The sequence below is a fragment of the Gordonia sp. (in: high G+C Gram-positive bacteria) genome (assembly GCF_049647785.1).
Lineage (GTDB): Bacteria > Actinomycetota > Actinomycetes > Mycobacteriales > Mycobacteriaceae > Gordonia.
Map to the genome: position 1 here is coordinate 1 of NZ_JBARYI010000082.1, position 21,029 is coordinate 21,029.

Genomic DNA, 21,029 nt, shown 5'->3' on the forward strand with positions numbered 1-21,029 from the left:
GTCGATTCCCGCACTATGTCAGACGTAGTGCGGGAATCGACGCATCATGCGGGAAGGGAAAACCGGGCGCTAGGCTTCGACCTCGCGGCGGTCGTCGCTCCAGAGGGTGTGGAAGGAGCCGGGCTTGTCGATGCGACGGTAGGTGTGGGCGCCGAAGTAGTCGCGCAAGCCCTGGGTCAGGGCTGCCGGGAGACGCTCGGCGCGCAGCGCGTCGTAGTACGACAGCGACGACGCGAACGCCGGGACGGGCACACCCATGCCGGTGGCGGTGATGATGACCCGACGCCAGCTCTCGACCGAATCCTCAACGGCGTCACGGAAATACGGCGCCAACAGCAGGGCAGGCAGTTCCGGGTTCTCGGCGTAAGCCTCGCGGATGCGGTCGAGGAACTTGGCGCGAATAATGCAGCCGCCGCGCCAAATGGTGGCGAGCTTGCCCGGATCCACATTCCAGCCGTACTCGGCGCTACCCGCGGCGATCTGGTCGAAGCCCTGCGAGTAGGCCACGACCTTCGACGCATAGAGCGCCTTGCGGATGTCTTCGACGAAGGCGGCCTTGTCGGCGGGCGCGGGCAGGTCCGCGGTTCCCGCGGCCAGTCCCTGCGCGTTCTTGCGCTGCTCGGTGGCGCTCGACAGGGCACGCGCGAACACGGCTTCGGCGATACCGGTGGTCGGGATACCAAGGTCGAGTGCCGACTTCACCGTCCACCGGCCGGTGCCCTTTTGGCCTGCGGCGTCGACGATGACGTCGACGAGCGGCTTGCCGGTTTCGGCGTCGACCTGCGACAGCACCTCGGCGGTAATTTCGACCAGGTAGCTGTCGAGGACGCCGGTGTTCCACTCGCGGAACACGTCGGCGATCTCGGCGACCTCCATGCCGAGCACGCCGCGCATGAGGTCGTAGGCCTCACCGATGAGCTGCATGTCGGCGTACTCGATGCCGTTGTGGACCATCTTGACGAAGTGACCGGAGCCGTCGGGACCAATGTGCGTGCAGCACGGGACGCCGTCGACCTGCGCGGAAATCGATTCCAGCAGCGGACCGAGCGACTCATACGACTCGGCGGGGCCGCCGGGCATGATCGACGGACCGTTGAGCGCGCCCTCTTCACCACCGGAGATGCCAGCGCCGACGAAGTTGAGCCCGCGAGCAGCCATGGCGGCCTCGCGGCGGATCGTGTCGGTGTACAGCGAGTTGCCGCCGTCGATGATGATGTCGCCAGGCTCCATCAGGTTGGCGAGGTCCTCGATGACGGAGTCGGTGGCGGCACCAGCCTGCACCATGATCAGGACGCGACGCGGCCGCTCCAGCGCCGCGACGAACTCCTCCATCGTCTCGGTGCGAATGAAATCGCCTTCGCTGCCGTGTTCGGCGATGAGTGCGTCCGTTTTCGCGATGCTGCGATTGTGCAGTGCGACGGTGTGCCCGTGATTGGCGAAGTTGCGGGCAATGTTTGAGCCCATCACCGCAAGTCCGGTGACGCCAATCTGCGCCAACCGCTGTCCTGTCTCGACCATCAAATTTCCTTCGCTGTCGTCAGGCCGCGCATTGGTCCGGCCCGCATACCCACAATCTTTAGTACTACCGTACGGGCTCGCACCCCGTTCGTTCTGCGCGCTGCCCAACAGTAGGGACTACGTAGAACGAACGGGGTGCGAGTACCCGAACTGCTGTTTAGTTGTGCGAGAAGCTGATCTTCGGCAGCACCTTCTGCAACCAAGCCGGCGTGTACCAGGCGGCCTTGCCCGTCAGGCGCAGCAAGACCGGCAGCAGGACCAAGCGCACCAGGAACGCGTCCAGCAGGACGGCAACACCCAAGATGATGCCCATTTCCTTCGGTGGCAGCGGCCCGGACAGCGCGAAGGTGAAGAACACCGCCACCATGACGCCGCCCGCGGCGAAGATGACGCGGCCCGTATGTGCCACGGCACCAACCATGGCCGCCTTCGGATCGCCTTCGGTTTCCCAGTGCTCCTTAGCTGAGGACAGCAGGAACACCGTGTAGTCCATCGCGATGGCGAAGATCATCGCGAAGAAGAACACCGGGGCCCAGGCATCGAGGAATCCCTGCGATTCGAAGCCGAACAGCGACGCGCCGATGCCTTCCTGGAAGATCAGTCGGGCCACACCGAATGCCGCCGCCGTCGACAGCAAACTGACCAGCGTGCCGAGCAACGAAATCAACGGCGCTTGCAAGGCAACCAGCAGCAGCAAGAAGCCCAGCAGCAAGATGACAGCCATGACGATCGGCGTCGAGGAGTCCAACTGCGCCTTCAGGTCCAGGTTCTCCACGGCTGCACCGCCGACGAGAGCATCGGAAGGCAAGTCGGCCCGCAACCGGTCGACGGTATCGCTCAGTGCCGGATCGGATGGGTCGACGGTCGGCAAGGCCTGGATCAGGCGCAGGTCAGCGCCATCGGCCGGAGTCATCGCGGGCATCGCAGCGACAATGCCCGGATCAGCGGTGAGCGCCTTTTCGGTCGCGGCGACGTCGTCGGTGGGGACGATGATCGACAGCATGCCGGGAGCGCCTTCGCCGAGTGCCTGCTGAACGTGGTCGTAGCCAACGCGGGCACTGGAGTCCGACGGCAGAACCTTGATCGACGGCATCGCGGTCTTCAAGCCGAACACCGGAACTGCCAGGGCCACCAGGATCAGCATCGCCGCTCCACCCCAACGCCACGGGTGACGCCAGAGTCGCTCGGCCCAGCTCTCGAACTTGGGCGAACGGTGTTCACCGCTCTTCGACCACGGCAGTGCGAGCTTGTTGATCCGACCGTCGAGTTTCGCCAAGACCAATGGCAGCAGTGTCAGGGTCGCGGCGAGAACGAACAGGACCGAGATCATGATTCCGCCGGCCATCGACCGGAAGGACGGGGACGGAACCAGCATGACGGCCGATAGGGAAATGATGACCGTCGCACCGGATAGCAGGACGGCTTTACCTGCGGTGTCCATGGTTTGCGCTATGGACGCTCGCATCGACAGTTTCTGCCCCATCCGGGCGGCGCGGAAGCGGACAACCAGGAACAGCGCGTAGTCGATACCGAGCGCCAGGGAGAACATCATCGCGAAGTTCATCGCCCAGATCGACACGGGGACAATCTCGTTGACGATCACCAGGACGCCAGCCGAGGCAATCAGCCCGGCCATGGTCAGCAGGAGCGGCAGTCCGGCGGCGACCAGCGCGCCGAATGCGAGCACCAGGATACCGAGGGTGACCGGCCAGGAGATCATCTCCGACTTCAGCATGGCGCTGAGGTTGGCTTTGTTGAAGTCCGACCACAGGACCGAGGCACCGGTGGGTGCCACGGCGACTTCAGCCGTCGACAGGTCCTTCAGTTTTGGTGTGAGATCGGTGGCCGCACGCACCATGTCATTGGTGTCGGCACCTGCCCCAGCGAGGACGATTGCCGTTTTACCGTCGGGCGAGAGGGTGGCACCCGGCATGGGTGCGACGACCTGATTGATCCGCGAATCGGCATTGAGTTCGTCGGTGACTTCCGCGATCACTCGCGGGCCGTCCCCTTCGGTGAGGGGCTGGTCGCCAACGATGACCACCTGAATGGCCGATGAGGCGTTGCCACCAAAATGCTCTACCGCAAGTTCGCGGACGGCGACGGAATCGGAACCGTCGGCCTGCCAGCCAGCTCCGGAGAGGTTCTTTTCGACGAAGGGCGCAAAGATGCCCAGGCCGATGACCAGCAGGATCCACACGGCGGTAACGATCTTGCCGTGCGCTGCCGCCCAGAGACCCAAACGGCCGAGTGGTCCCGGCCGATGACTTTCTGGTTCTTCAATAATCGCCGGCGACGCTGCGTCGTCGGTCTGAACGGACTCGCTCATTACACTCCTTCCATATCCCCCCAGGGGGTTATGAGAAGTGACGGTAGCATCCCCCCGGGGGGTTATGCAATAGTGGTGTTAGCCCGTTCCCGAACCACAGAAGGAAATCGCCATGCAGCTACCAGAGGAAGACCTCAAGCCCATACTCACTCGGCTGCGTCGCGCGAACGGGCACCTGGCCTCGGTTATTCGCATGCTCGAGGAGGGTTCCGAGTGCGAAGACGCGCTCACCCAACTCGCCGCCGTCAACAAGGCCATCGGACGTAGCGGCTACGCCCTCGTCTCCACCGGCCTCCGTCGCTGCATGATCGAAGAAGGCCCCGACAACGTCGATCAAGAACGCTTGGAAAAGCTGTTTCTCGCCTTGGCTTAACGGCCACGCGGTCCACAACAAAACGCACCCTTCCCGATGAACGGAAAGGGTGCGTTACTTTTGCCTGAATTGAACCGGCTAGAAGCCGCCGTCCAGGAACTCCGCGTAGGCGGGAAGGTCCAGCTGACCGTGACCGGACAGGCCGATCACGACGACCTCCTCCTTGTCGCTGTTGGCGACGTGCGCGGCACAAGCGGCAATCGCGTGCGTCGATTCCGGCGCGGGAACGATGCCCTGTGTGCGCGCGAACGTGATGCCAGCGGTGAAGGCATCGTGCTGGTCGATGGCGATGCCTTCGACGAGTCCGAGTTCAACGGTGTGGCTCAGCGCGGGCGCCATACCGTGGTAGCGCAGGCCACCGGCGTGAATCGGGTCCGGAACAAAGTCCATGCCAAGCGTATGCATCTTGAGCAGCGGCGTGAGGCCAGCGACGTCACCGTGGTCGTAGCGGTATTCGCCCTGGGTAATCGACGGGCAGGCTGTCGGCTCGGCGGCCACGATGCGCGGGTTGGAACGTCCGGCTAGCTTCTCGCGGATGAACGGGAACGACAGTCCGGCGAGGTTGGAACCGCCACCGGCGCAACCGAACACGACATCCGCGCCACCCGGTTCGACGGCGTAGAGCTGATCGACGGCTTCCTGGCCGATGACGCTCTGGTGCAGGACGACGTGGTTGAGCACGCTGCCGAGGGCGTAGCGGGTGTCGTCGTTCTTGGCGGCGACCTCGACGGCCTCCGAGACGGCCATGCCGAGGCTGCCGGTGGTATTCGGATCCTTGGCGAGCATCGCGCGACCGGACTCGGTGAGGTCGGAGGGGCTCGGATGCAGGGTGCCGCCGTAGGTGCGAATCAGGTAGCCGCGGTAGGGCTTGGAGTCGTACGACGCGCGGACCTGCCACACCTCGACGTCGATCCCGAACTGCGCGCCAGCGAACGACAGCGCACTGCCCCACTGACCGGCGCCGGTCTCGGTGGTGAGCTTCTTTACGCCGTCGATGCTGTTGTAATACGCCTGCGCGACAGCCGAATTGGTCTTGTGGCTACCGACGGGGCTCACGCCCTCGTACTTCACGTAGATGTGCGCCTTGGTGTTCAGCGCTTCCTCGAAACGGCGGGCGCGGAACAGCGGCGACGGCCGCCACATCTTGTAAATCTCGCGGACGGGTTCCGGGATCTCGATGTATGCCTCGGTGGAGACTTCCTGGGCAATCAGGCCAGCCGGGAACAGTGCGGCGAGGTCTTCCGGGCCAACCGGCTCCTTGGTGCCGGGGTGCAGGTGCGGCGGAATCGGCGTGTCGAGTTCGGCGGCGAGGTTGTACCAATGGGTCGGTACATCCACCGTCACCAGATCAGGGTTGGACGCATCAACAGTGCTTGTCATGCAGGTCACATTAGGGCATGTCCCGAAGCGCGCTGCACGAGGTCAGTACTGCGCGGTTGGAACGGTAGGCTCGCGGCCATGACTGGCATCAGGTGGGTCGCAGACGGATTCAATGGTTTGGCCGACTTCACGACCCTGCCGTGCGAGCCTAAAGCACCCGCGCACGGTGAAGTTACCGTCGCCATCCGCGCTGCGGGCGTGAACCCGGCTGACTTGAAACATGTTGCGCGCGAATCCGATCCGGCACTCCTGCCGATGCCGATCGGCTACGAGATAGCTGGCGTGGTGACCGCGGTGGGACCCGACACCGAGATCGCATCCGGACCGGTGGCGGTCGGCGACCGTGTCGCCGCGTTCCGCGTGCACGGTGGCTATGCGACTGCGATGACGATCCCCGCCGACAAGGCGTTGGCACTGGCCGATTCGGCGGACGACGCGCAGGCGGCCGGACTGCTACTCGCCGGATGCACCGCTGCCGAGATGCTCGACCGCTCCCAGGCCAAGTCGGGCGACGTCGTGCTGCTGCACGGCGCTTCCGGTGCCGTTGGTGCCACCTTCTTGCAATTGGCCCGCCGAGCGGGAATCACGGTGATCGGGACAGCGGGACTCGCGCAGTTCGATTCCGTTTCGCGGTTCGGCGGCATCCCCGTCGCCTACGGTCCCGGCCTTGTCCGCCGCATCCGAGAAGCAACAGAAGCTGCGACTGCTGGCGGTCCGATCGTGGCCGCGCTCGACGCTGCCGGCGGTGCATCGGCAACCAAGGCATCGCTGGAGTTGGTCGCAGATCGCAGCCGCATCATCACCGTCGTCGACCGCAAAGCGGCAGCTGAACACGGGTTTGCCGCCCTATCGGGTGGCGCTCCCGAGAGCGCCGCTTACCGCGACGGGGTCCGCGGACACCTGCTTGACCTGCTTGCCGCCGGCGAGCTGACGGTGCCGATTTCGCGGACCTTCCCCCTCGCGCAGGCGGTCGATGCACTGCGTCTCGTCACGTCGGGGCACGCGCACGGGAAAGTGATCCTCGCGGTTTAACCCCAGATTGCCCAGGTTACGGAACCAGAATCGGGAGCGCCTGCTGGCTCACCTCGACGGTCACCGGTGAGGTGCCGAGGAAATCGCCGTCGGAGTGCACCGGGAGAGGGCGGTCGATCGTGAGTTCCACTCGCTGACCAGTCAAGATCTCCACATCGTCACGATCGCCGTGCGCCCCGCTCTTCGCCTCGGCCATCAACTGGGCGAGCCGCAACTTGGAAGTCTTGCCATCGACGATGAAGACATCGAGATGTCCACTGTCGACCGCAGCGGTCGGCACCATCCGCAGTCCGTGCCCGTAGTCACCCGAGTTCGCGATCACCACGAAATGTGCTGATAGATCCCGTGATTGGCCGTCAACCGACAATGTCAGGCGCATCGGCTTCCACCGGATTGCCGTCAGCACCGGTGCCACCCGATATGCGAGCGGCCCCATCCAGCGGAGCTTGTTAATCAGTTCGGTGGCGACGGAGTCCAGCCCCACGTACACGTTGCCGACGGCGAGTGCGATGGAGCCATCCGCGCGCTTGACATTGAGAATGTCGATGCGCCGTTCTTGGCCGCCGACCAGCATGCGGGCGATGTCCACTGGATCTGAGGGCAGGCCCAGATGTCTGACGAGGTCGTTGCCGCGACCGGCTGCCGCGATACCCAGGCGAGCACCGTCGACGGTGAGGACCCCCTTGGCGACATCGCGCACATGGCCGTCACCGCCAACGGCGACGGTGATCGCGCCACTCGCAGCCGATTCCGCGGCCACCTGCGTTGCATGCTCGGACGACTGCGACTCGATGACGGTGACATTGTGGACGCCAAGGCGGTCCAGCTCGGCCGCGACAGCAGGCCACTGCTGGTGGGAGGCACCGCCACCGGAGATCGGGTTCACTACCGCCACAAACGACGGCGCGTCGGGAAGGTTTGTCACGGCAGCAAAATCCCTGGATTCAGCAGCCCCTTCGGGTCGAGGGCATCCTTGACCGCGCGCAGAGCGGCAGTTTGGACGTCGCCGATTTCCTCCAGGTACGTCCCTCGATGATCGGTGCCGACCGCGTGATGATGCGTGATGGACGCCCCTGCCGCGCGGATCGCAGCATTCGCGGCGCGCTTGGCCTGCATCCACTGTTCAAGGGGATTCTCCAGCGCCTTGGCAATCACCGTGAAGTACAGCGAAGCACCGGTCGGGTAGACGTGCGAGATGTGGCACATCACGACCGCCGGGGTGCCCTGATCGCCGAGTGCGCCGGTGACCGCGGCGGTGACATCGGCCTTGAGCTTGTCGAGATTCGACCAGAAGGTCACGGTCTCGAGGGTCTCCACGAGGGCGCCAGCGTCGAGCAACGGATCGCGCAGGTAGGGGCCGCGGAACCGGCCCTCACGCCAGTGCTCTCCGGGCTCGATGCCGAGTGCCGTGCCGCCAAGCTTCTCAAGCTGAGCGGTGACATAGGCGTCCCGGCAGGCGACATCGTCCTCGTCGCCTTCGAAGCCAACCACCATGAGGCAGCCGCCGGCCGGGCCGGCCGAAGCCTTGCCCGCGCTGGACGGATTGGCCAGGTTGAGGCCGGTTTCGGCTTCGTCCGACAGCCGCAAGACTGTCGGCTTCACATTGCTCTGCGCGAGCGTGCGCATGGCGGTGGCACCAGCAGCGAAATCGGGGAAGTGCCAGCCGTAGAACCGACGGACCGCCGGTACCGGGTGCACTCGAACGCGAACCGTGGTGACGACACCGAAAGCCCCTTCGCTGCCCAGCATCAGTTGGCGCAGATCAGGGCCCGCAGCCGACTTGGGCGCGGTGCCGATTTCAGCGAGGCCGATCGGGGTCGCGATCGTCAGTCCGACCACCATGTCGTCGAAGCGGCCGTAACCGATCGACGACTGACCGGCCGAGCGGGTGACGGCGCAACCACCGACGGTCGCACCTTCGTACGACTGCGGAAAGTGACCCAACTCGAAGCCACGCTCGCCCAGGAGACGTTCGGCGTCGGGGAGGCGCGTGCCTGCGGCGAAGGTCGCGATCTGGGAGATTTCGTCGAGTTCCACCAGGCCGGTGAGCTGACGGAGGTCGAGGCTGATGACCGGGCGTTCGCGGCCGGGCATCATGCCGCCGGTCACCGAGGTGCCGCCGGAGAATGGGTTGAGGCTGAGGTCGTGCTGGTCGGCGACGGCGAGAACCGCGGCCACTTGAGCCTGGCTGGTCGGTGCGACGACGGCATCGGGGGCGTCACTGCCGTCTCCAACACGGAACTTCAGCAGATCGGGAGTGGAGAAGCCACGCATCCGTGCGCGCCGGGTGGCAGCGTCGACGGCGACGTCGGCACCGGTCGTTTCGAGGGCGGCCAGCGCAGTCTCGGTGATTCGGCTGTCGCCAATCACGACGTCGACCGCTGCCGGTGCGGGCTCGTTAATTCCGAGCATGGTCAACGCACCAATCACCGAGTCGGACAGGTGCATCGGGTCGGCGGGATTGCCCCAGCGCCCGGGCTCGAAGTCGACGACGTCGACGGTGGTCTCGCTCTGAGTCATCTCTAGCCTTCCCATAGAACTTGCTGTTACAGTTTGACACATGGTGTCGCAGCAAATCAACGACGTGCCCGGACAGTCGCCCCGCCGCACAGCGGCGAATGCAATTCCGGAAGACGTCATCCTCGACGCTGCCACAGCCTTGATGACGAAAGTCGGAATCCGGCGCACCACCATGGCCGATATCGCTCGCGCGGCCGATGTCTCGCGCGCCACGCTCTATCGCCGGTTCCCCAACGTCGAGGCAATCGCCGCGCAGGTCACGACCCGGGAATTCGAGCGCGTGGTCGCGACCGCACCCCTTGCCGACGGCCCCACAGGGCGCGAATCACTCGTCGCCACCGTGGTGCACGTGGTCCGTGCGGCCCGCGCTCACCCACTCCTGCAGCGCATCATCGACCTCGACCCCGAATTCTTGATGCCCTATCTGCTGCATCGGTCCGGCCGAACCTCACGCGGACAGTTGGCCGTGATCGTCGGATTTCTTACCGCCGGGCAGGCCACCGGTGAGATCCGCGACGGCGACCCCGAACGCCTCGCAACCACCGTGCTCCAGATGGCGTGGTCGTTCGCTCTCACCGGACCGGTGTTTGTCGAGGCCCCCGAAACTCTCGATTCCGAACTCTCCGACCTGCTGGAAAGGTACTTGCGCCCATGACCTCAAATCCCCAAAACCCGAGCTACGCCGACATCATCGCCGCGCACCCCAGCGTTGCTGCCTCCTCGCTGCTGTCCGCAGCGCGTCGGGCCAATGATCTGCAGAACCTGGCCGCCTCCCCCTCCGTTGACCTGGTAGTCATCGGCGGCGGCGTCACCGGTGCCGGCGTGGCCCTCGATGCCACCTCCCGGGGCCTGCGGACGGTCTTGATCGAGCGCCGCGACCTCGGCTTCGGCACCAGCCGATGGTCGTCGAAGTTGGTGCACGGCGGCCTCCGCTACCTGGCATCCGGCGCGGTCGGCATCGCTTACGAGAGTGCCGTGGAGCGCGACGCCCTGATCTGCCGCATCGCACCCCACCTGGTACGACCGCTGCCGCAGGTGGTGCCGCTGCTCCCCGGCGTCAAGGCTGCCGACACCGCACTCACCCGCGTCGGCTTCCTTGCAGGCGACGCGCTGCGGATGGCCGCACGCACGCCGGCATCCACGCTGCATCGGTCGCGACGCATCGGTGCCGCCGAGGTCGCGGCCCTGGCACCAACAGTGGCGCGCGACGGCCTGCGCGGCGGTCTCCTCAACTGGGATGGCCAACTCAACGACGACGCGCGTCTCGTTGTCGACATTGCCCGCACCGCAGCGGGTCTCGGTGCCACCGTGCTGACTCACGCAAGTGCGACCAACGTGACGGGCACGTCGCTACGCGTCACCGACGAGCTCACCGGCGAAAGTTTTGACCTGTCAGCGAAGGCCGTCGTGAACGCCACCGGCGTGTGGGCCGCCGAGGTTGATTCCGACATCAGCCTGCGCCCCAGCCGCGGTACCCACCTGGTGATGAGTCAGGAAAGCTTCGGCGGATTGCGCGCCGGACTCACCGTCGCCGTTCCCGGGCACTTTGGCCGCTACGTTTTCGCGCTGCCGCAGCCCGACGGCCGGGTGTACGTGGGCCTCACCGACGAGGAAGCTTCGGGTGAGATCCCGGACGTCCCCCAGGCCGACGAGAGTGAGATCGACTTCCTCCTCGACACCATCAACCTGGCACTTGGCACGCCGCTGACGCGCGACGACGTCATCAGCACCTTCTCCGGTTTGCGCCCGCTGTTGAACTCCGGGGCAGGCGAAACCTCCGACGTCTCCCGCAAGCACGCGGTGCTGACGCGCGACGACGGTTTGGTGACCGTGGTTGGCGGCAAGCTGACCACGTACCGGCGGATGGCGGAGGATGCCGTCGACGCCGCGTTGGCCACCTCGGGCCAAACTGCCGGACCGTGCCAGACACGAACGTTGCCCCTGGTGGGAGCGCCGTCGGGTAAGAATCCGGCGGCTGCACTGACGCGGGTGGCCGCCCCCGATCGCCTTGTCGCGAAGTACGGTACCGAAGCTCCGGCCGTGGTGGCTCTGAGCGAAGCCGATCCGTCGTTGGCCGAGCCGATTGCCGAAGGAACCGAGATCACCGGTGCGGAATTGGTGTTCGGTGCGCTCGCCGAAGGTGCGGTCGACGTCGCCGATCTTCTTGAGCGTCGCACGCGATTGTCGTTGACGCCGCTGGTGGCCGAGGCAGCACGGCCGTTCGCCGATCGCGTCCTCGCGTAGCGCACGTCAGTCGGGAAGCATCGGAGTATCGGGCAGGGCGCGCCGCCCAACCAAGACTCCGCGCGTGACTGCGCCCTTTCCGTAGCGGTTGCGCAGCGAGTCGATCGCGACGTCGAGTTCGCCCGCGTGGTCGTCGCCGCCGAACGGAATGGCCAACTGCACGGCGCCGTGGTCGGACAGGTTGGTCAGCGACAGCCCGATCAGGGTGCAGCCACGATCCCGAATCAGCGGCATTGCTTCGTCGAGCAGGCCGCGCGCTACGGCGAGGATGGTTTCGGTCCCGTCGGTCGGTTCGAGCAGCGAGCGCGACCCCGTGACGCGCTCGAAGTCGTGAAAACGTAAGCGCAGCACCATGGTTCGCGTCAGGCGGTCGGCACCCCTCAGTCGTCGTCCCAAGGAGTCGACGATCCCGACGAGGGTGGCTTCAATGTCGGCTTCTGACTTGATCCGCCGCCCCAGGGCGCGTTGGGCACCGATGGAGGTGCGGCGGCGTCCGGTGCTGACTCGGCGTGGGTCGTGGGCCATGGCCAGCGAGTACAGGTGACGGCCCGTACCCGGTCCGAGCAGCGAGGCGAGGTGAGCTTCTCCCAGCGAGGCCATTTGGCCGACCGTTTCGATTCCGGCATCGTGTAGTCGCTGTTCGGTTTTGGCGCCGACGCCCCACAGGCGCCGGACGGGTAGTGGGTGGAGAAATTCGAGTTCAGCACCCGCGGGGATGTGCAGCAGGCCGTCGGGTTTACCCGCTGCGCTGGCGACTTTGGCAACGAATTTGCTCGTCGCGACGCCAACGGTGATCGGCAAACCGACGTCTTCGCGCACTCGGCGCCGCAGTTGTTCGGCGATCGCGACCGGCGTTCCGCTGATCTTGGCCAGCCCACCGACATCGAGGAAGGCTTCGTCGACCGAGATGCCCTCCACGAGCGGGGTGGTGCCGTTGAAGATCGCGAACACCGCGCGGCTGGCTTCGGTGTAGGCCTCAAAGCGGGGCCGCACCATCACCGCGCGCGGACACAGGGCTCGGGCCTCATGTCCGGGCATCGGGCAGCGCACGCCGAGAGCTTTGGCCTCGTAGCTCGCGGCAACCACTACCCCGCCCCCGACCAGCACCGGACGCCCGCGCAACGAAGGATCGTCGCGCTGCTCCACCGACGCGTAGAACGAGTCGAGATCGGCATGCAGGATAGACGCCTCGGCCCGGTTACCCGCCTCCACTCGCATGCCTGACCTCCACACCATTGCCATCGCTGGCCATCTCGAACTTACGTTCGATTCTAGTTCAGGGGTCTGACAATTTGCGAGGGTCAGCGGTGCCTTATTGACGAGTCGGAACAATCCGGCAATGACATCTGTCATGCGAGATCCGTGCAGAACCCACGTGAACTGATGATTGCGCGCACTACTGTGCGCCGCCCAACGCGACCAGAGTTGAGGGCATGAGAACCGCTGATCACTGCCCCGATACTCACTGGGTGGTCGGGACCCGCACCAAGTGGGCCACCCGATGAGCCCGGTCATCGCCGCCCGCGGACTGCATCGCTGGTACGGCCACGGCGACGACACGTACCACGCGGTGCGCGGGGTCGACCTCGAAGTCGAGCAGGGCGAGGTCTTCGCTCTCCTGGGCACCAACGGTGCGGGAAAGACCTCAACCCTCGACCTCCTAGAGGGCCTCGCCGCACCGGACGACGGTACCGTCCAGGTGTTCGGCATGGACCCGCTGCGCGACCGTCGGCAAGTGCGCCCGGAGGTCGGCATCATGCTGCAGTCGGGAGGTCTGCCCGCCGAGCTCACAGTCACCGAAACCCTCAAGATGTGGCAAGGCACGTGCACACATCCGACCACCGTCGATGAGGTCCTCGCCCAGGTACACCTGACGGATCGAGCCGATGTCCGCGTCGGCGCATTGTCGGGCGGCGAGAAGCGGCGAGTCGATCTGGCCTGCGCGCTGCTCGGCCAACCGCGCCTACTGTTCCTCGACGAGCCGACCACCGGCCTCGACCCGGAGAATCGGCGGGCCACCTGGCGATTGCTGTCGGAGTTGAAGCAATCGGGGGTGACGATAGTGCTTACCACCCATTACCTCGATGAGGCCGAAGCCCTCGCCGACCGCATCGCGATCATGCACGCCGGTCGCATCCATCGAAGCGGGACGCTGCGCGAAATAGTGTCCGACCACCCGGCGACCATCGCCTTCGACCATCCCGGCATCACCCTTCCGCAGATCTCGGCCACTCGGATCGACGCGGGCAGCCGAGTGGAGATCGAGACCCGCCACCTGCAGGATCATCTGCTCGAACTCCTGTCGTGGGCGCAGGCCAACCGCCTTCAGCTCATCGGCCTCACCGCCCGCGCCGCCTCTCTCGAGTCCGTTTTCCTCGACGTCGCCGATCGAGACACAACCGAGGACCCGCTCGACGCACCGATTGGAGCCCTCACGTGACCACCACCGGAACCACCACCCGTCGCCGTCCACTGGCCGCGTTGTCGGCGGCCGAGTTCACCCAGTTCCGTCGCAACAAGACGCTCGTCTTCACCGCGCTGGTGTTTCCGGTCGCAATGCCGCTGGGCGTGTTCCTGCTGGCCTCGCGCGAAGGGACCACCGCTGCGGTGGCCGGCGCAACCTTCGACATGTACGCGCTGTTCGCGCTGATGTTCGTGCAGTTCTACACCATGCTGTCGTTGGTGACGACCCGCCGGGGCGAAGGCGTTCTCAAACGCCTGCGCACCGGGGAAGCCGACGACTGGCAGATCCTCACGGCCCCGGCGATTCCGGGCATCGCCATCACCGTCGCGACGGCGACGGTGGTCGCCGCGGTCGTCTACGGCTTCGGTGCCCCCGCGCCGGTGAACCCGCTGTTGATGGTCCTGGGCCTCGCCGCAGGCTCCGTCCTGTTCGCCCTCCTCGCGCTCGCGACGAGCACCTTCACCAAGAACGCCGAAGCCGCCCAGATCACCTCGCTTCCGGTGATCGCCATGGCCATGATTGGGGCCGGGAACATCCGGGCCGCCTTGCCCGAACGGGCCGCCGAACTGCTCGGCTACACCCCGTTCGCCGCGGTCAGCGACCTGATCAATCTCGGTGCCGCGGGGAAAACTGCGGTTGCCGGGGCCGACACACCCGCAGCGAGTTTCGCCGGGTCGTTTAGCGAGATCGGGCAACCACTTGCCACACTGGCGGTATGGACCGTCGCCGCGATCGCACTCGTCTACAAGTGCTTCCGCTGGGACGATCGCGGGTGAACCTGGCACCGCGCCGGTGGCGACGACTGTCGGACCCGGCCAAATACCGGCTGTACACGAGGGTCACACTGCAGGCCGTGCTGCTGGCACTGGGCGTCGTCGGGGTTGTCCAAACCGGCGACGTTGCGGCCGGAGTTCTCAGCTTCCTCGCTTTGTTCGCTGGCGTCGCGTTTCTCCAGGTCCGCCCCGAACTCACCGGAATCGAGAGGCCAGTACACGGCAGGCGCATCCAGGTTGCCTGCGCGGCAGCGGTCGCGGTCGCCTGGGTGGGAGGTCTCATTCTCATCCGCGCTGGCGACCATCGGATGGTCGGCACCGTCGGGATGATCACGGTCGTCACCCTGGCGCTCGCGATGCTGCCGTTCTTCCGATACCACTGGATCGCTCTCCTCGCGATCTCGGTGGCCACCATCGTCGGGTACGGCTACGACCGCAATCCGCTCCTTGGGATCGCGATCTTAACCGCAATCGGCGCCTTCATGGTCGTCACCACCCGCGCCTCCCTGTGGACGCTCCGCATCGTCGATGACCTCGACAATGCGCGGCGCACAGAGGCTCAGCTGAAAGTCGCCGAGGAACGACTCCGGTTCGCACGCGACCTCCACGACGTCGTCGGTCGCTCGTTCTCGGCAATTGCGGTCAAAAGCGAACTGGCCTCGCGTTTAGCCCGCACGCCCGGCAATGCCGACCGCGCCGCCGTCGAGATGGATCAGGTGAAGACGCTCGCAGTGGAGTCGATGGAAGAGATGCGGTCGCTGGTGCGAAGCTACCGGAGCATCGACCTGCCCGTCGAGGTGGCCGGGGCAAAGTCGCTGCTTGAAGCTGCGGGCTGTCACCTCACGATCGAAGGCAGTCCCGAAGCGGTGCCCGCCCAATTCCACGAAGCCGCCGCGTGGGTGGTTCGCGAAGGGACCACCAACATCGTGCGACACTCGTCGGGCACCACGGCGGCCCTTACTCTCGGCGTCACCGGGCTCACCTTGAGCAATAACGGCGCGGCCGCGTCAGCTGGCGATCGATCCGGTCTCGCTGGCCTGGCCGAACGCCTGCGCGCCGTCGGTGGCACCCTCGACGCCGACTCCACCGGCGGCGTATTCACTCTCCGAGTCCGCTGGGAGGACGCATGATTCCGATCTTGATGGCCGACGATGAGACGCTGATCCGCTCGGCGCTCGCCACCATGCTGTCGCTGGAAGACGACCTCGAAGTGATCGCGGATGTCGGGACCGGCGAGGAACTCCTCGCGATCTGGGCGGAGCGAACCGCTGCTGGCGTACCCGTCGCCGTGGCCGTGCTCGACCTCCAGATGCCGGGTATCGACGGCATCGAAACTGCGGTGCGTCTGTTGAAACTCTCCCCGGAGGCTGGCGTCCTCCTCGTCACCAGCCACGGTCGGCCCGGCTATCTCAAACGCGCGCTCGCGAGCGGTGTGCGCGGGTTTCTGCCGAAGACGGCGTCATCGAGCACCTTGGCGACCGTCATCCGTACCGTGCACGCCGGTGGTCGATACGTGGATCCCGAGCTCGCCGCGGAAGCCATCAGCACCGGCGACTCGGCGCTCACCGCCCGTGAAGCGGACGTTCTGGAGTTCGCCCTCGACGGCGCGTCCGTGGACGAGATCGCCGCGCGGGCACATCTCTCCCCCGGCACCACCAGGAACTACCTGTCGGCCGCGATGTCGAAACTCGGCGTCGGGAACCGCTATGAGGCAGCGGTCAAAGCCCGCGATCTGGGATGGATCTAGCCGCGCCCAACCTTCACGCGACGGCTAGTTCCGCACCATCCGCAGCACCACGTCGTTCACGTGATGACCGCCGCCAGCCGGGATGCCTCGCTCACGGTTGTCGTTGGTGACGACCGTCCAACCGTCGCCGAGCATCCGGACCATGTCGTCGGCCCAAATGAAGCCCTCCGGATCGCGGCCGTGCGCGCGCATCCCTTCGGGATCGTGCATCACCACTAGAAGAGTTCCGCCCGGGGCCACCGCATCGGCGAGCTTGTGGAACGTCGCCTCGTCGTCACTGGCGATATGGAAATAGCTGGCCGTAACCAGGTCGTACTGACGGTCGAACGAGTCAGCCGTGACGTCGAACGCAGTCCAAGCGATTGTTCCACGTGAATCAATCGCCCGAGCTCGATCGAGGGCCACCTCAGAGATATCGGCACCGACTACCGACCAGCCTTGCGCGGCCAGCCAGCGCGCGTCGGCACCCTCGCCACAACCGAGGTCGAACGCCGAACCCGGTGTCACACCGGTAATTTCGGCGATAATGGCCGGGTTTACGTTATCGGTCCAGAGGCGGTCGGCGGTGCTGTAGAGCTCGTCCCATTCGCTCGCGGTAACGGGATGCGCGGGGGCTTGCTGATCGTCGTGGTTGTGGTGGTGTTCGCTCATGCCTTTGACGCTGCCACAGTTCTATCCCCTATGTCATTGCCGGGCACGGCGACGTAATCACCGGCACACTGGGAGTCATGACTTTTCCCGTTCGCGTCGGTGTCCAACTTCAACCTCAGCACGCCCCGGACTACGGGCTGATCCGCGATGCGGTTCGACGCGCGGAGGACGCCGGGGTCGACATCGTCTTCAATTGGGACCACTTCTTTCCGCTGTACGGCGAGCCCGACGGCGCACATTTTGAGTGCTGGACCATGCTGGGCGCGTGGGCCGAGCAAACTTCGAACGTCGAGATCGGTGCCCTCGTCACCTGCAACGCCTACCGCAACCCCGAGTTGCTTGCCGACATGGCGCGGACCGTCGATCAAATCAGCGGCGGTCGACTGATCCTCGGCCTCGGCAGCGGCTGGTTTCAGCGTGACTTCGACGAGTACGGCTACGACTTCGGTACCAAGGGCAGCCGGCTCGACAATCTCGGCGAGTCACTCCCCCGCATTGCGAACCGACTGTCGCAGCTCAATCCGCAACCGCTGCGCGAGATTCCACTGCTCATCGGCGGTAGCGGGGAAAGAAAGACGCTCCGCCATATCGCTACCCACGGCAATATTTGGCATGCCTTCGTGGGCGTTGACTCCTACCGCCACAAATCGGCCGTGCTCGCCCAGCACTGCGCCGATGTCGGCCGCGACCCGGCAGAGATCGAACGCTCGGCCGAGATCCGGTTCGACGGCGACGTTGCCGCGATGTTGAAGTTCGCCGATGACATCACCGCTGAAGGCGTGACCCTGCTGACCGTGGCGACGGGCGGACCGGACTACGACCTGACTGCCGTCGAGGCTCTCATCAAGTGGCGGGACGCCCGCGCGGGCTGACGCCGTCAGTTCCGCTGAGGCAGCGTCGCGGGTGCCGATATAGTCCGATTTCATGACTACCCGCAGGTTCCTCACCCGCACGGCCGCTGCCACCCTTGCCGCGGTTACCTCCCTCAGTCTGCTGGCTGCACCTGCCGCCCAGGCCGGACCGGCGTCGTGCGTACCGTTCGGGACCGCGCAGATCCCGCCGGGCATTCCGTCATCGGGCAACCAAACCGGCCTGAGTAACTTCGGTAGGTACAGCGGTAAGCAGGCACCAAAGCGCGTAGACCTGCGCACCGAGAAGACCCAGTTCAACAAGTACTGGGAGTTCGCACTGGTGTCGGGTCAGCTGATCACGCGGCCACGGCACAGCACCTCGTGGCGCGTGGTGCCGCTGCCGTCGTGCTTGACGGGCAAGCTGGTCGCCATTTCGCTCGACGACGACGAACTCGTCGGCGTCGATCGCGCAGGCTGGATCTACACGATGGACAACGTGAATCAGTCACCGCTGCTGTGGAATTGGACCTCCAGATGGGGCTCCATGCTGTGGATGGGACCGGGCCGCACCCTGCCCGACAATCGCACCGGGGGCTGGGCACTAAGCGTCACGTCCCCGTGGGACAACCGCGTGTACGCCGACGGTGCGGGCCGGATCCACCCGTCCGGGCAGGCCAAGATGACGATGATCCCAGCGCTAACCGGCGACGGCAGTCGGATCACGTACGCCGACCCGTGGCTCCCCAACGACGACAGTTACGAAATCGGCAGCCCGCTCGGCGGCCGGTTCCAGTCGGTCGCGTTGTCCGCGGCGGCGTCGACCACCTTTGTGATGAACCGCTACGGCGATATGTTCACGCGCACCTTCGACTTCGACTCGTCGGGCTCAGATTCGGTCTTTTTCCGGTACAGCTGGGAAAGTCAGGCCGGTAAGCCCAGCGCCACCAACCTGTCGCAGGAAATGGTCGACCGCAACACGGCGGCCGTGCGGCTCCCCGCACCCGACTGGACCAGGCAGCCCAAGATTCCAGGCGAGGTGACCTCGGCGATCACGGTGGTTTCCACCGGACCGGGTGTCGAGAAACGCGAGCTCCGCGTGGAAGGTCGCCGCGACGGCCAGAATGGTTTCTGGCACAAGGATATTCACGCCAAGAACTGGGCATTCACCGCCACCGGGTCGCCGTTGCAGCGCAAGCTGCTGGAGAACTCTGCCGCCGACCGTTCCAGCGAAACCATAGCGCCGCCGAAGCCGTGGAATCTCTACACGACTCTGCCGTCCCGGAGCGCATCGGTCGACGGTCAAACGCTGATCGATATCGGCTTGCCGTACAGCGTCATCGATCCCCGACTGCTCGCCCAAGTTGGCCTCACCGCGGAGCCGTCGTCGTACCGCATCTCGGTCGACAACTTCGATCCTGCGGTCACCACTCGTCAGGCGACGGTAACCACGCGCGACGGCACCAAGATCCCGGTACTCCTGCATACCGCAGACGGCATGCGCATGAGCCCCGGTCACGTTGGCCTCACCAAGACGCCCCGCCATCTCATTGGTGCCATTGAGATCCCGGCGAGCGCCTACCGCGACCGCAACAGCAATCCCGCGCTCAAGGAGTTTGTGAGGACGTGGATGCGGGGGAAGTCGATCGCCGCCATCACCCTGAGCGCCACCAACCACGACCTGGTTATCCGCTGACGTCGGCCAGCGCGGCCTGGGCCGCCCGATACCCGCTCATGCCGTGGACCCCACCGCCCGGCGCGGTGGCCGCCGAGCACAGGTACACGCCGGGGACCGGGGTCGTGTGCGGCCGCAGTGACGGCACGGGCCGCGCCAGCAGTTGGCGCAGACTCGCGGCACCGCAGTTGATGTCGCCACCCACATTGTTTGGGTTGTACGCCGCGAAGTCGACGGCGGTAGCAACCCGCTGATCGACGATAAGGTCGCTGAATCCCGGTGCGCACCTTTCGATTTCGCTGACGATGCGATCGGAGACGTCTACCTCGCAGTTCGCTGGAACATGGCAGTACGCCCACGCCAGATGAACGCCGGCCGGTGCCCGAGACGGATCGAGCCGCGTCGGTTCACCGCCGAGGACCCACGGCCGCTCCGGTAGTTTCCCGGCGGCAACAGCCGCCTCAGTCGCTCGGATCTGAGCCCGGTCGGAGGCAATGTGGAAGGTTCCGGTGGTGCTCAGCGCCGCTGCGGCACGACCGGTCCACGGGATCGGCTCGCGAAGCAGGAAGTCGACTTTGCACACGCCACCGCCGTATCGGAACCGTTCCAGCCGACCGGCATAACGGCGCGGTAGCCGCTCTCCCATGATCGTGGCCAAGGCTCGTGGCGAAACGTCGAACAGCACCTGCCGCGCGGTCGGCAGTTCGCCGAACTCTTTGACATGCCAGTCGGTTTCGAGGCGCCCACCGTGTTCGACGATGATTGCTGCCAGACCATCGGATATCGCCCGTGAGCCCCCGGCCACGACGGGCCATCCCGATTCGATGAGCAGTCCCAGCAAGAGACCGGGCGCGCTCGACCCCGCCGACGTGGTCGGTCGCCCGGCGTGCGCGGCAATCGCCGAGAATGCGGTCCGAGTCCGTTCGTCACGAAACACCGTCCGCACCAGGGCGTCGACCGGAGCCAGTGCCGCCGCACCGAAGCGGGCCATAGTAATTGGATCGGTGGGCCACCCCGGCATCGCCAAGACGTCAGCCGCGACATCGGCCCCGAGACCAACCGTCCGCAGCCAGGCCTTCCCATCAGCGCCGAGTTCGGTCGCCAGTCGGCTTCGATCACGGTGCAGCCCCAGGCCGTCAGCTGCCGAGAAGGCATGTGCGACAGAAACTTCCGGCACCAGCCACGTCAGGCGGTCGGTGAGCCCCAAATCTGTGAAGGCCGCTGACACGTAACCAGTGGGATGCACGGCCGAACAGACATCACGGGCAATCCCCGGCCCGAAGGCGTGATCAGTCCGGGTACCGCCGCCGATCACCGGTGCCGCTTCCACCACCAGCACCGATCGGCCCGCCCGTGCCAACGTCGCGGCGGCAGTGAGTCCGTTGGGACCCGCGCCAACAACGATCGCGTCCCATTCGTTACCCACCGGTCCCCGATCGTCGGCCCAATACTGTCCCGGCCTCAGGCTAAGTTAG

General features: G+C 65.7%; 18 protein-coding genes. 10 read left to right on the forward strand and 8 right to left on the reverse strand.

The window, feature by feature from the left end; all coding sequences use genetic code 11:
* Positions 1 to 69: 69 nt before the first annotated feature.
* Positions 70 to 1,518: an NADP-dependent phosphogluconate dehydrogenase gene (gene gndA / locus WBA38_RS13995; RefSeq protein ID WP_424295899.1), complete on the reverse strand. Its 1,449-nt coding sequence runs from the start codon at positions 1,516 to 1,518 to the stop codon at positions 70 to 72.
* Positions 1,519 to 1,675: 157 nt separating this feature from the next.
* A complete protein-coding gene (locus WBA38_RS14000; protein ID WP_424295901.1) occupies positions 1,676 to 3,847 on the reverse strand; it encodes an MMPL family transporter in 2,172 nt (723 codons plus the stop codon).
* Positions 3,848 to 3,959: 112 nt separating this feature from the next.
* Between WBA38_RS14000 and WBA38_RS14005 the strand changes: the two genes are divergently transcribed.
* Positions 3,960 to 4,220 carry a metal-sensitive transcriptional regulator gene (locus tag WBA38_RS14005; RefSeq protein WP_424295903.1) on the forward strand — a complete coding sequence of 87 codons (261 nt, stop codon included), beginning with the start codon at positions 3,960 to 3,962 and terminating at the stop codon, positions 4,218 to 4,220.
* 78 nt (positions 4,221 to 4,298) lie between these two features.
* Here the strand turns inward: WBA38_RS14005 and WBA38_RS14010 are convergent, their stop codons facing one another.
* Complete coding sequence (locus WBA38_RS14010) at positions 4,299 to 5,600, reverse strand: TrpB-like pyridoxal phosphate-dependent enzyme (RefSeq protein ID WP_424295905.1); 1,302 nt, start codon at positions 5,598 to 5,600, stop codon at positions 4,299 to 4,301.
* A 78-nt stretch (positions 5,601 to 5,678) separates the two neighbouring features.
* Between WBA38_RS14010 and WBA38_RS14015 the strand changes: the two genes are divergently transcribed.
* Positions 5,679 to 6,632, forward strand: a complete 954-nt coding sequence (locus WBA38_RS14015) for a quinone oxidoreductase family protein (RefSeq protein WP_424295907.1) — start codon at positions 5,679 to 5,681, stop codon at positions 6,630 to 6,632.
* Positions 6,633 to 6,648: 16 nt separating this feature from the next.
* On the opposite strand, the gene WBA38_RS14020 is transcribed toward WBA38_RS14015, so the two are convergent.
* Positions 6,649 to 7,557 (reverse strand): diacylglycerol/lipid kinase family protein, encoded by a 909-nt coding sequence (locus WBA38_RS14020; RefSeq protein ID WP_424295909.1) that lies wholly within the window; start codon positions 7,555 to 7,557, stop codon positions 6,649 to 6,651.
* Positions 7,554 to 9,152: an FAD-binding oxidoreductase gene (locus WBA38_RS14025; protein WP_424295911.1), complete on the reverse strand. Its 1,599-nt coding sequence runs from the start codon at positions 9,150 to 9,152 to the stop codon at positions 7,554 to 7,556. The genes WBA38_RS14020 and WBA38_RS14025 overlap by 4 nt, the downstream gene beginning before the upstream one ends.
* Positions 9,153 to 9,192: 40 nt before the next feature.
* Here WBA38_RS14025 and WBA38_RS14030 point away from each other — a divergent pair, with 40 nt between their 5' ends.
* Both WBA38_RS14030 and WBA38_RS14035 read left to right on the forward strand, forming a co-directional pair.
* The gene (locus WBA38_RS14030; protein WP_424322957.1) at positions 9,193 to 9,807 is read left to right on the forward strand and encodes a TetR/AcrR family transcriptional regulator; all 615 of its coding nucleotides are present in this window, start codon (positions 9,193 to 9,195) and stop codon (positions 9,805 to 9,807) included.
* Positions 9,804 to 11,396: a glycerol-3-phosphate dehydrogenase/oxidase gene (locus WBA38_RS14035; protein WP_424322958.1), complete on the forward strand. Its 1,593-nt coding sequence runs from the start codon at positions 9,804 to 9,806 to the stop codon at positions 11,394 to 11,396. Before WBA38_RS14030 ends, WBA38_RS14035 begins: the two co-directional genes overlap by 4 nt.
* Before the next feature lie 6 nt (positions 11,397 to 11,402).
* On the opposite strand, the gene dinB is transcribed toward WBA38_RS14035, so the two are convergent.
* Complete coding sequence (dinB, locus tag WBA38_RS14040) at positions 11,403 to 12,614, reverse strand: DNA polymerase IV (RefSeq protein ID WP_424322959.1); 1,212 nt, start codon at positions 12,612 to 12,614, stop codon at positions 11,403 to 11,405.
* Between the two features lie 283 nt (positions 12,615 to 12,897).
* On the opposite strand from dinB, the gene WBA38_RS14045 reads away from it, so the two are divergent.
* The 4 genes from WBA38_RS14045 to WBA38_RS14060 are packed head-to-tail and all read left to right on the forward strand — an operon-like array spanning position 12,898 to position 16,380.
* Complete coding sequence (locus WBA38_RS14045; RefSeq protein WP_424322960.1) at positions 12,898 to 13,836, forward strand: ABC transporter ATP-binding protein; 939 nt, start codon at positions 12,898 to 12,900, stop codon at positions 13,834 to 13,836.
* A complete protein-coding gene (locus WBA38_RS14050; protein WP_424322961.1) occupies positions 13,833 to 14,636 on the forward strand; it encodes an ABC transporter permease in 804 nt (267 codons plus the stop codon). The genes WBA38_RS14045 and WBA38_RS14050 overlap by 4 nt, the downstream gene beginning before the upstream one ends.
* Positions 14,576 to 15,763, forward strand: coding sequence for a sensor histidine kinase (locus WBA38_RS14055; RefSeq protein WP_424295921.1), 1,188 nt, complete (start codon positions 14,576 to 14,578; stop codon positions 15,761 to 15,763). Before WBA38_RS14050 ends, WBA38_RS14055 begins: the two co-directional genes overlap by 61 nt.
* Positions 15,760 to 16,380 carry a response regulator gene (locus WBA38_RS14060; protein WP_424295923.1) on the forward strand — a complete coding sequence of 207 codons (621 nt, stop codon included), beginning with the start codon at positions 15,760 to 15,762 and terminating at the stop codon, positions 16,378 to 16,380. Before WBA38_RS14055 ends, WBA38_RS14060 begins: the two co-directional genes overlap by 4 nt.
* A gap of 24 nt (positions 16,381 to 16,404) precedes the next feature.
* Here the strand turns inward: WBA38_RS14060 and WBA38_RS14065 are convergent, their stop codons facing one another.
* Positions 16,405 to 17,031, reverse strand: coding sequence for a class I SAM-dependent methyltransferase (locus WBA38_RS14065; protein ID WP_424295925.1), 627 nt, complete (start codon positions 17,029 to 17,031; stop codon positions 16,405 to 16,407).
* 77 nt (positions 17,032 to 17,108) lie between these two features.
* On the opposite strand from WBA38_RS14065, the gene WBA38_RS14070 reads away from it, so the two are divergent.
* Both WBA38_RS14070 and WBA38_RS14075 read left to right on the forward strand, forming a co-directional pair.
* Positions 17,109 to 17,903: an LLM class F420-dependent oxidoreductase gene (locus WBA38_RS14070; protein WP_424322962.1), complete on the forward strand. Its 795-nt coding sequence runs from the start codon at positions 17,109 to 17,111 to the stop codon at positions 17,901 to 17,903.
* A gap of 52 nt (positions 17,904 to 17,955) precedes the next feature.
* Positions 17,956 to 19,575 carry a hypothetical protein gene (locus WBA38_RS14075; protein WP_424322963.1) on the forward strand — a complete coding sequence of 540 codons (1,620 nt, stop codon included), beginning with the start codon at positions 17,956 to 17,958 and terminating at the stop codon, positions 19,573 to 19,575.
* Here WBA38_RS14075 and WBA38_RS14080 read toward each other — a convergent pair.
* Positions 19,565 to 20,980, reverse strand: a complete 1,416-nt coding sequence (locus WBA38_RS14080) for a phytoene desaturase family protein (protein WP_424295931.1) — start codon at positions 20,978 to 20,980, stop codon at positions 19,565 to 19,567. The genes WBA38_RS14075 and WBA38_RS14080 overlap by 11 nt on opposite strands.
* Positions 20,981 to 21,029 lie beyond the last annotated feature (49 nt).

Excerpts from the sequence above, each read along its gene's own strand:
- WBA38_RS14000 (WP_424295901.1), bottom strand. The coding sequence starts at position 3,847 with ATGAGCGAGTCCGTTCAGACCGACGACGCAGCGTCGCCGGCGATTATT.
- gndA (WP_424295899.1), bottom strand. The coding sequence starts at position 1,518 with ATGGTCGAGACAGGACAGCGGTTGGCGCAGATTGGCGTCACCGGACTT.
- WBA38_RS14070 (WP_424322962.1), top strand. The coding sequence starts at position 17,109 with ATGACTTTTCCCGTTCGCGTCGGTGTCCAACTTCAACCTCAGCACGCC.
- WBA38_RS14030 (WP_424322957.1), top strand. The coding sequence starts at position 9,193 with ATGGTGTCGCAGCAAATCAACGACGTGCCCGGACAGTCGCCCCGCCGC.
- WBA38_RS14035 (WP_424322958.1), top strand. The coding sequence starts at position 9,804 with ATGACCTCAAATCCCCAAAACCCGAGCTACGCCGACATCATCGCCGCG.
- WBA38_RS14060 (WP_424295923.1), top strand. The coding sequence starts at position 15,760 with ATGATTCCGATCTTGATGGCCGACGATGAGACGCTGATCCGCTCGGCG.
- WBA38_RS14015 (WP_424295907.1), top strand. The coding sequence starts at position 5,679 with ATGACTGGCATCAGGTGGGTCGCAGACGGATTCAATGGTTTGGCCGAC.
- WBA38_RS14055 (WP_424295921.1), top strand. The coding sequence starts at position 14,576 with ATGGACCGTCGCCGCGATCGCACTCGTCTACAAGTGCTTCCGCTGGGA.
- dinB (WP_424322959.1), bottom strand. The coding sequence starts at position 12,614 with ATGCGAGTGGAGGCGGGTAACCGGGCCGAGGCGTCTATCCTGCATGCC.
- WBA38_RS14005 (WP_424295903.1), top strand. The coding sequence starts at position 3,960 with ATGCAGCTACCAGAGGAAGACCTCAAGCCCATACTCACTCGGCTGCGT.
- WBA38_RS14010 (WP_424295905.1), bottom strand. The coding sequence starts at position 5,600 with ATGACAAGCACTGTTGATGCGTCCAACCCTGATCTGGTGACGGTGGAT.
- WBA38_RS14045 (WP_424322960.1), top strand. The coding sequence starts at position 12,898 with ATGAGCCCGGTCATCGCCGCCCGCGGACTGCATCGCTGGTACGGCCAC.
- WBA38_RS14025 (WP_424295911.1), bottom strand. The coding sequence starts at position 9,152 with ATGACTCAGAGCGAGACCACCGTCGACGTCGTCGACTTCGAGCCCGGG.
- WBA38_RS14065 (WP_424295925.1), bottom strand. The coding sequence starts at position 17,031 with ATGAGCGAACACCACCACAACCACGACGATCAGCAAGCCCCCGCGCAT.
- WBA38_RS14075 (WP_424322963.1), top strand. The coding sequence starts at position 17,956 with ATGACTACCCGCAGGTTCCTCACCCGCACGGCCGCTGCCACCCTTGCC.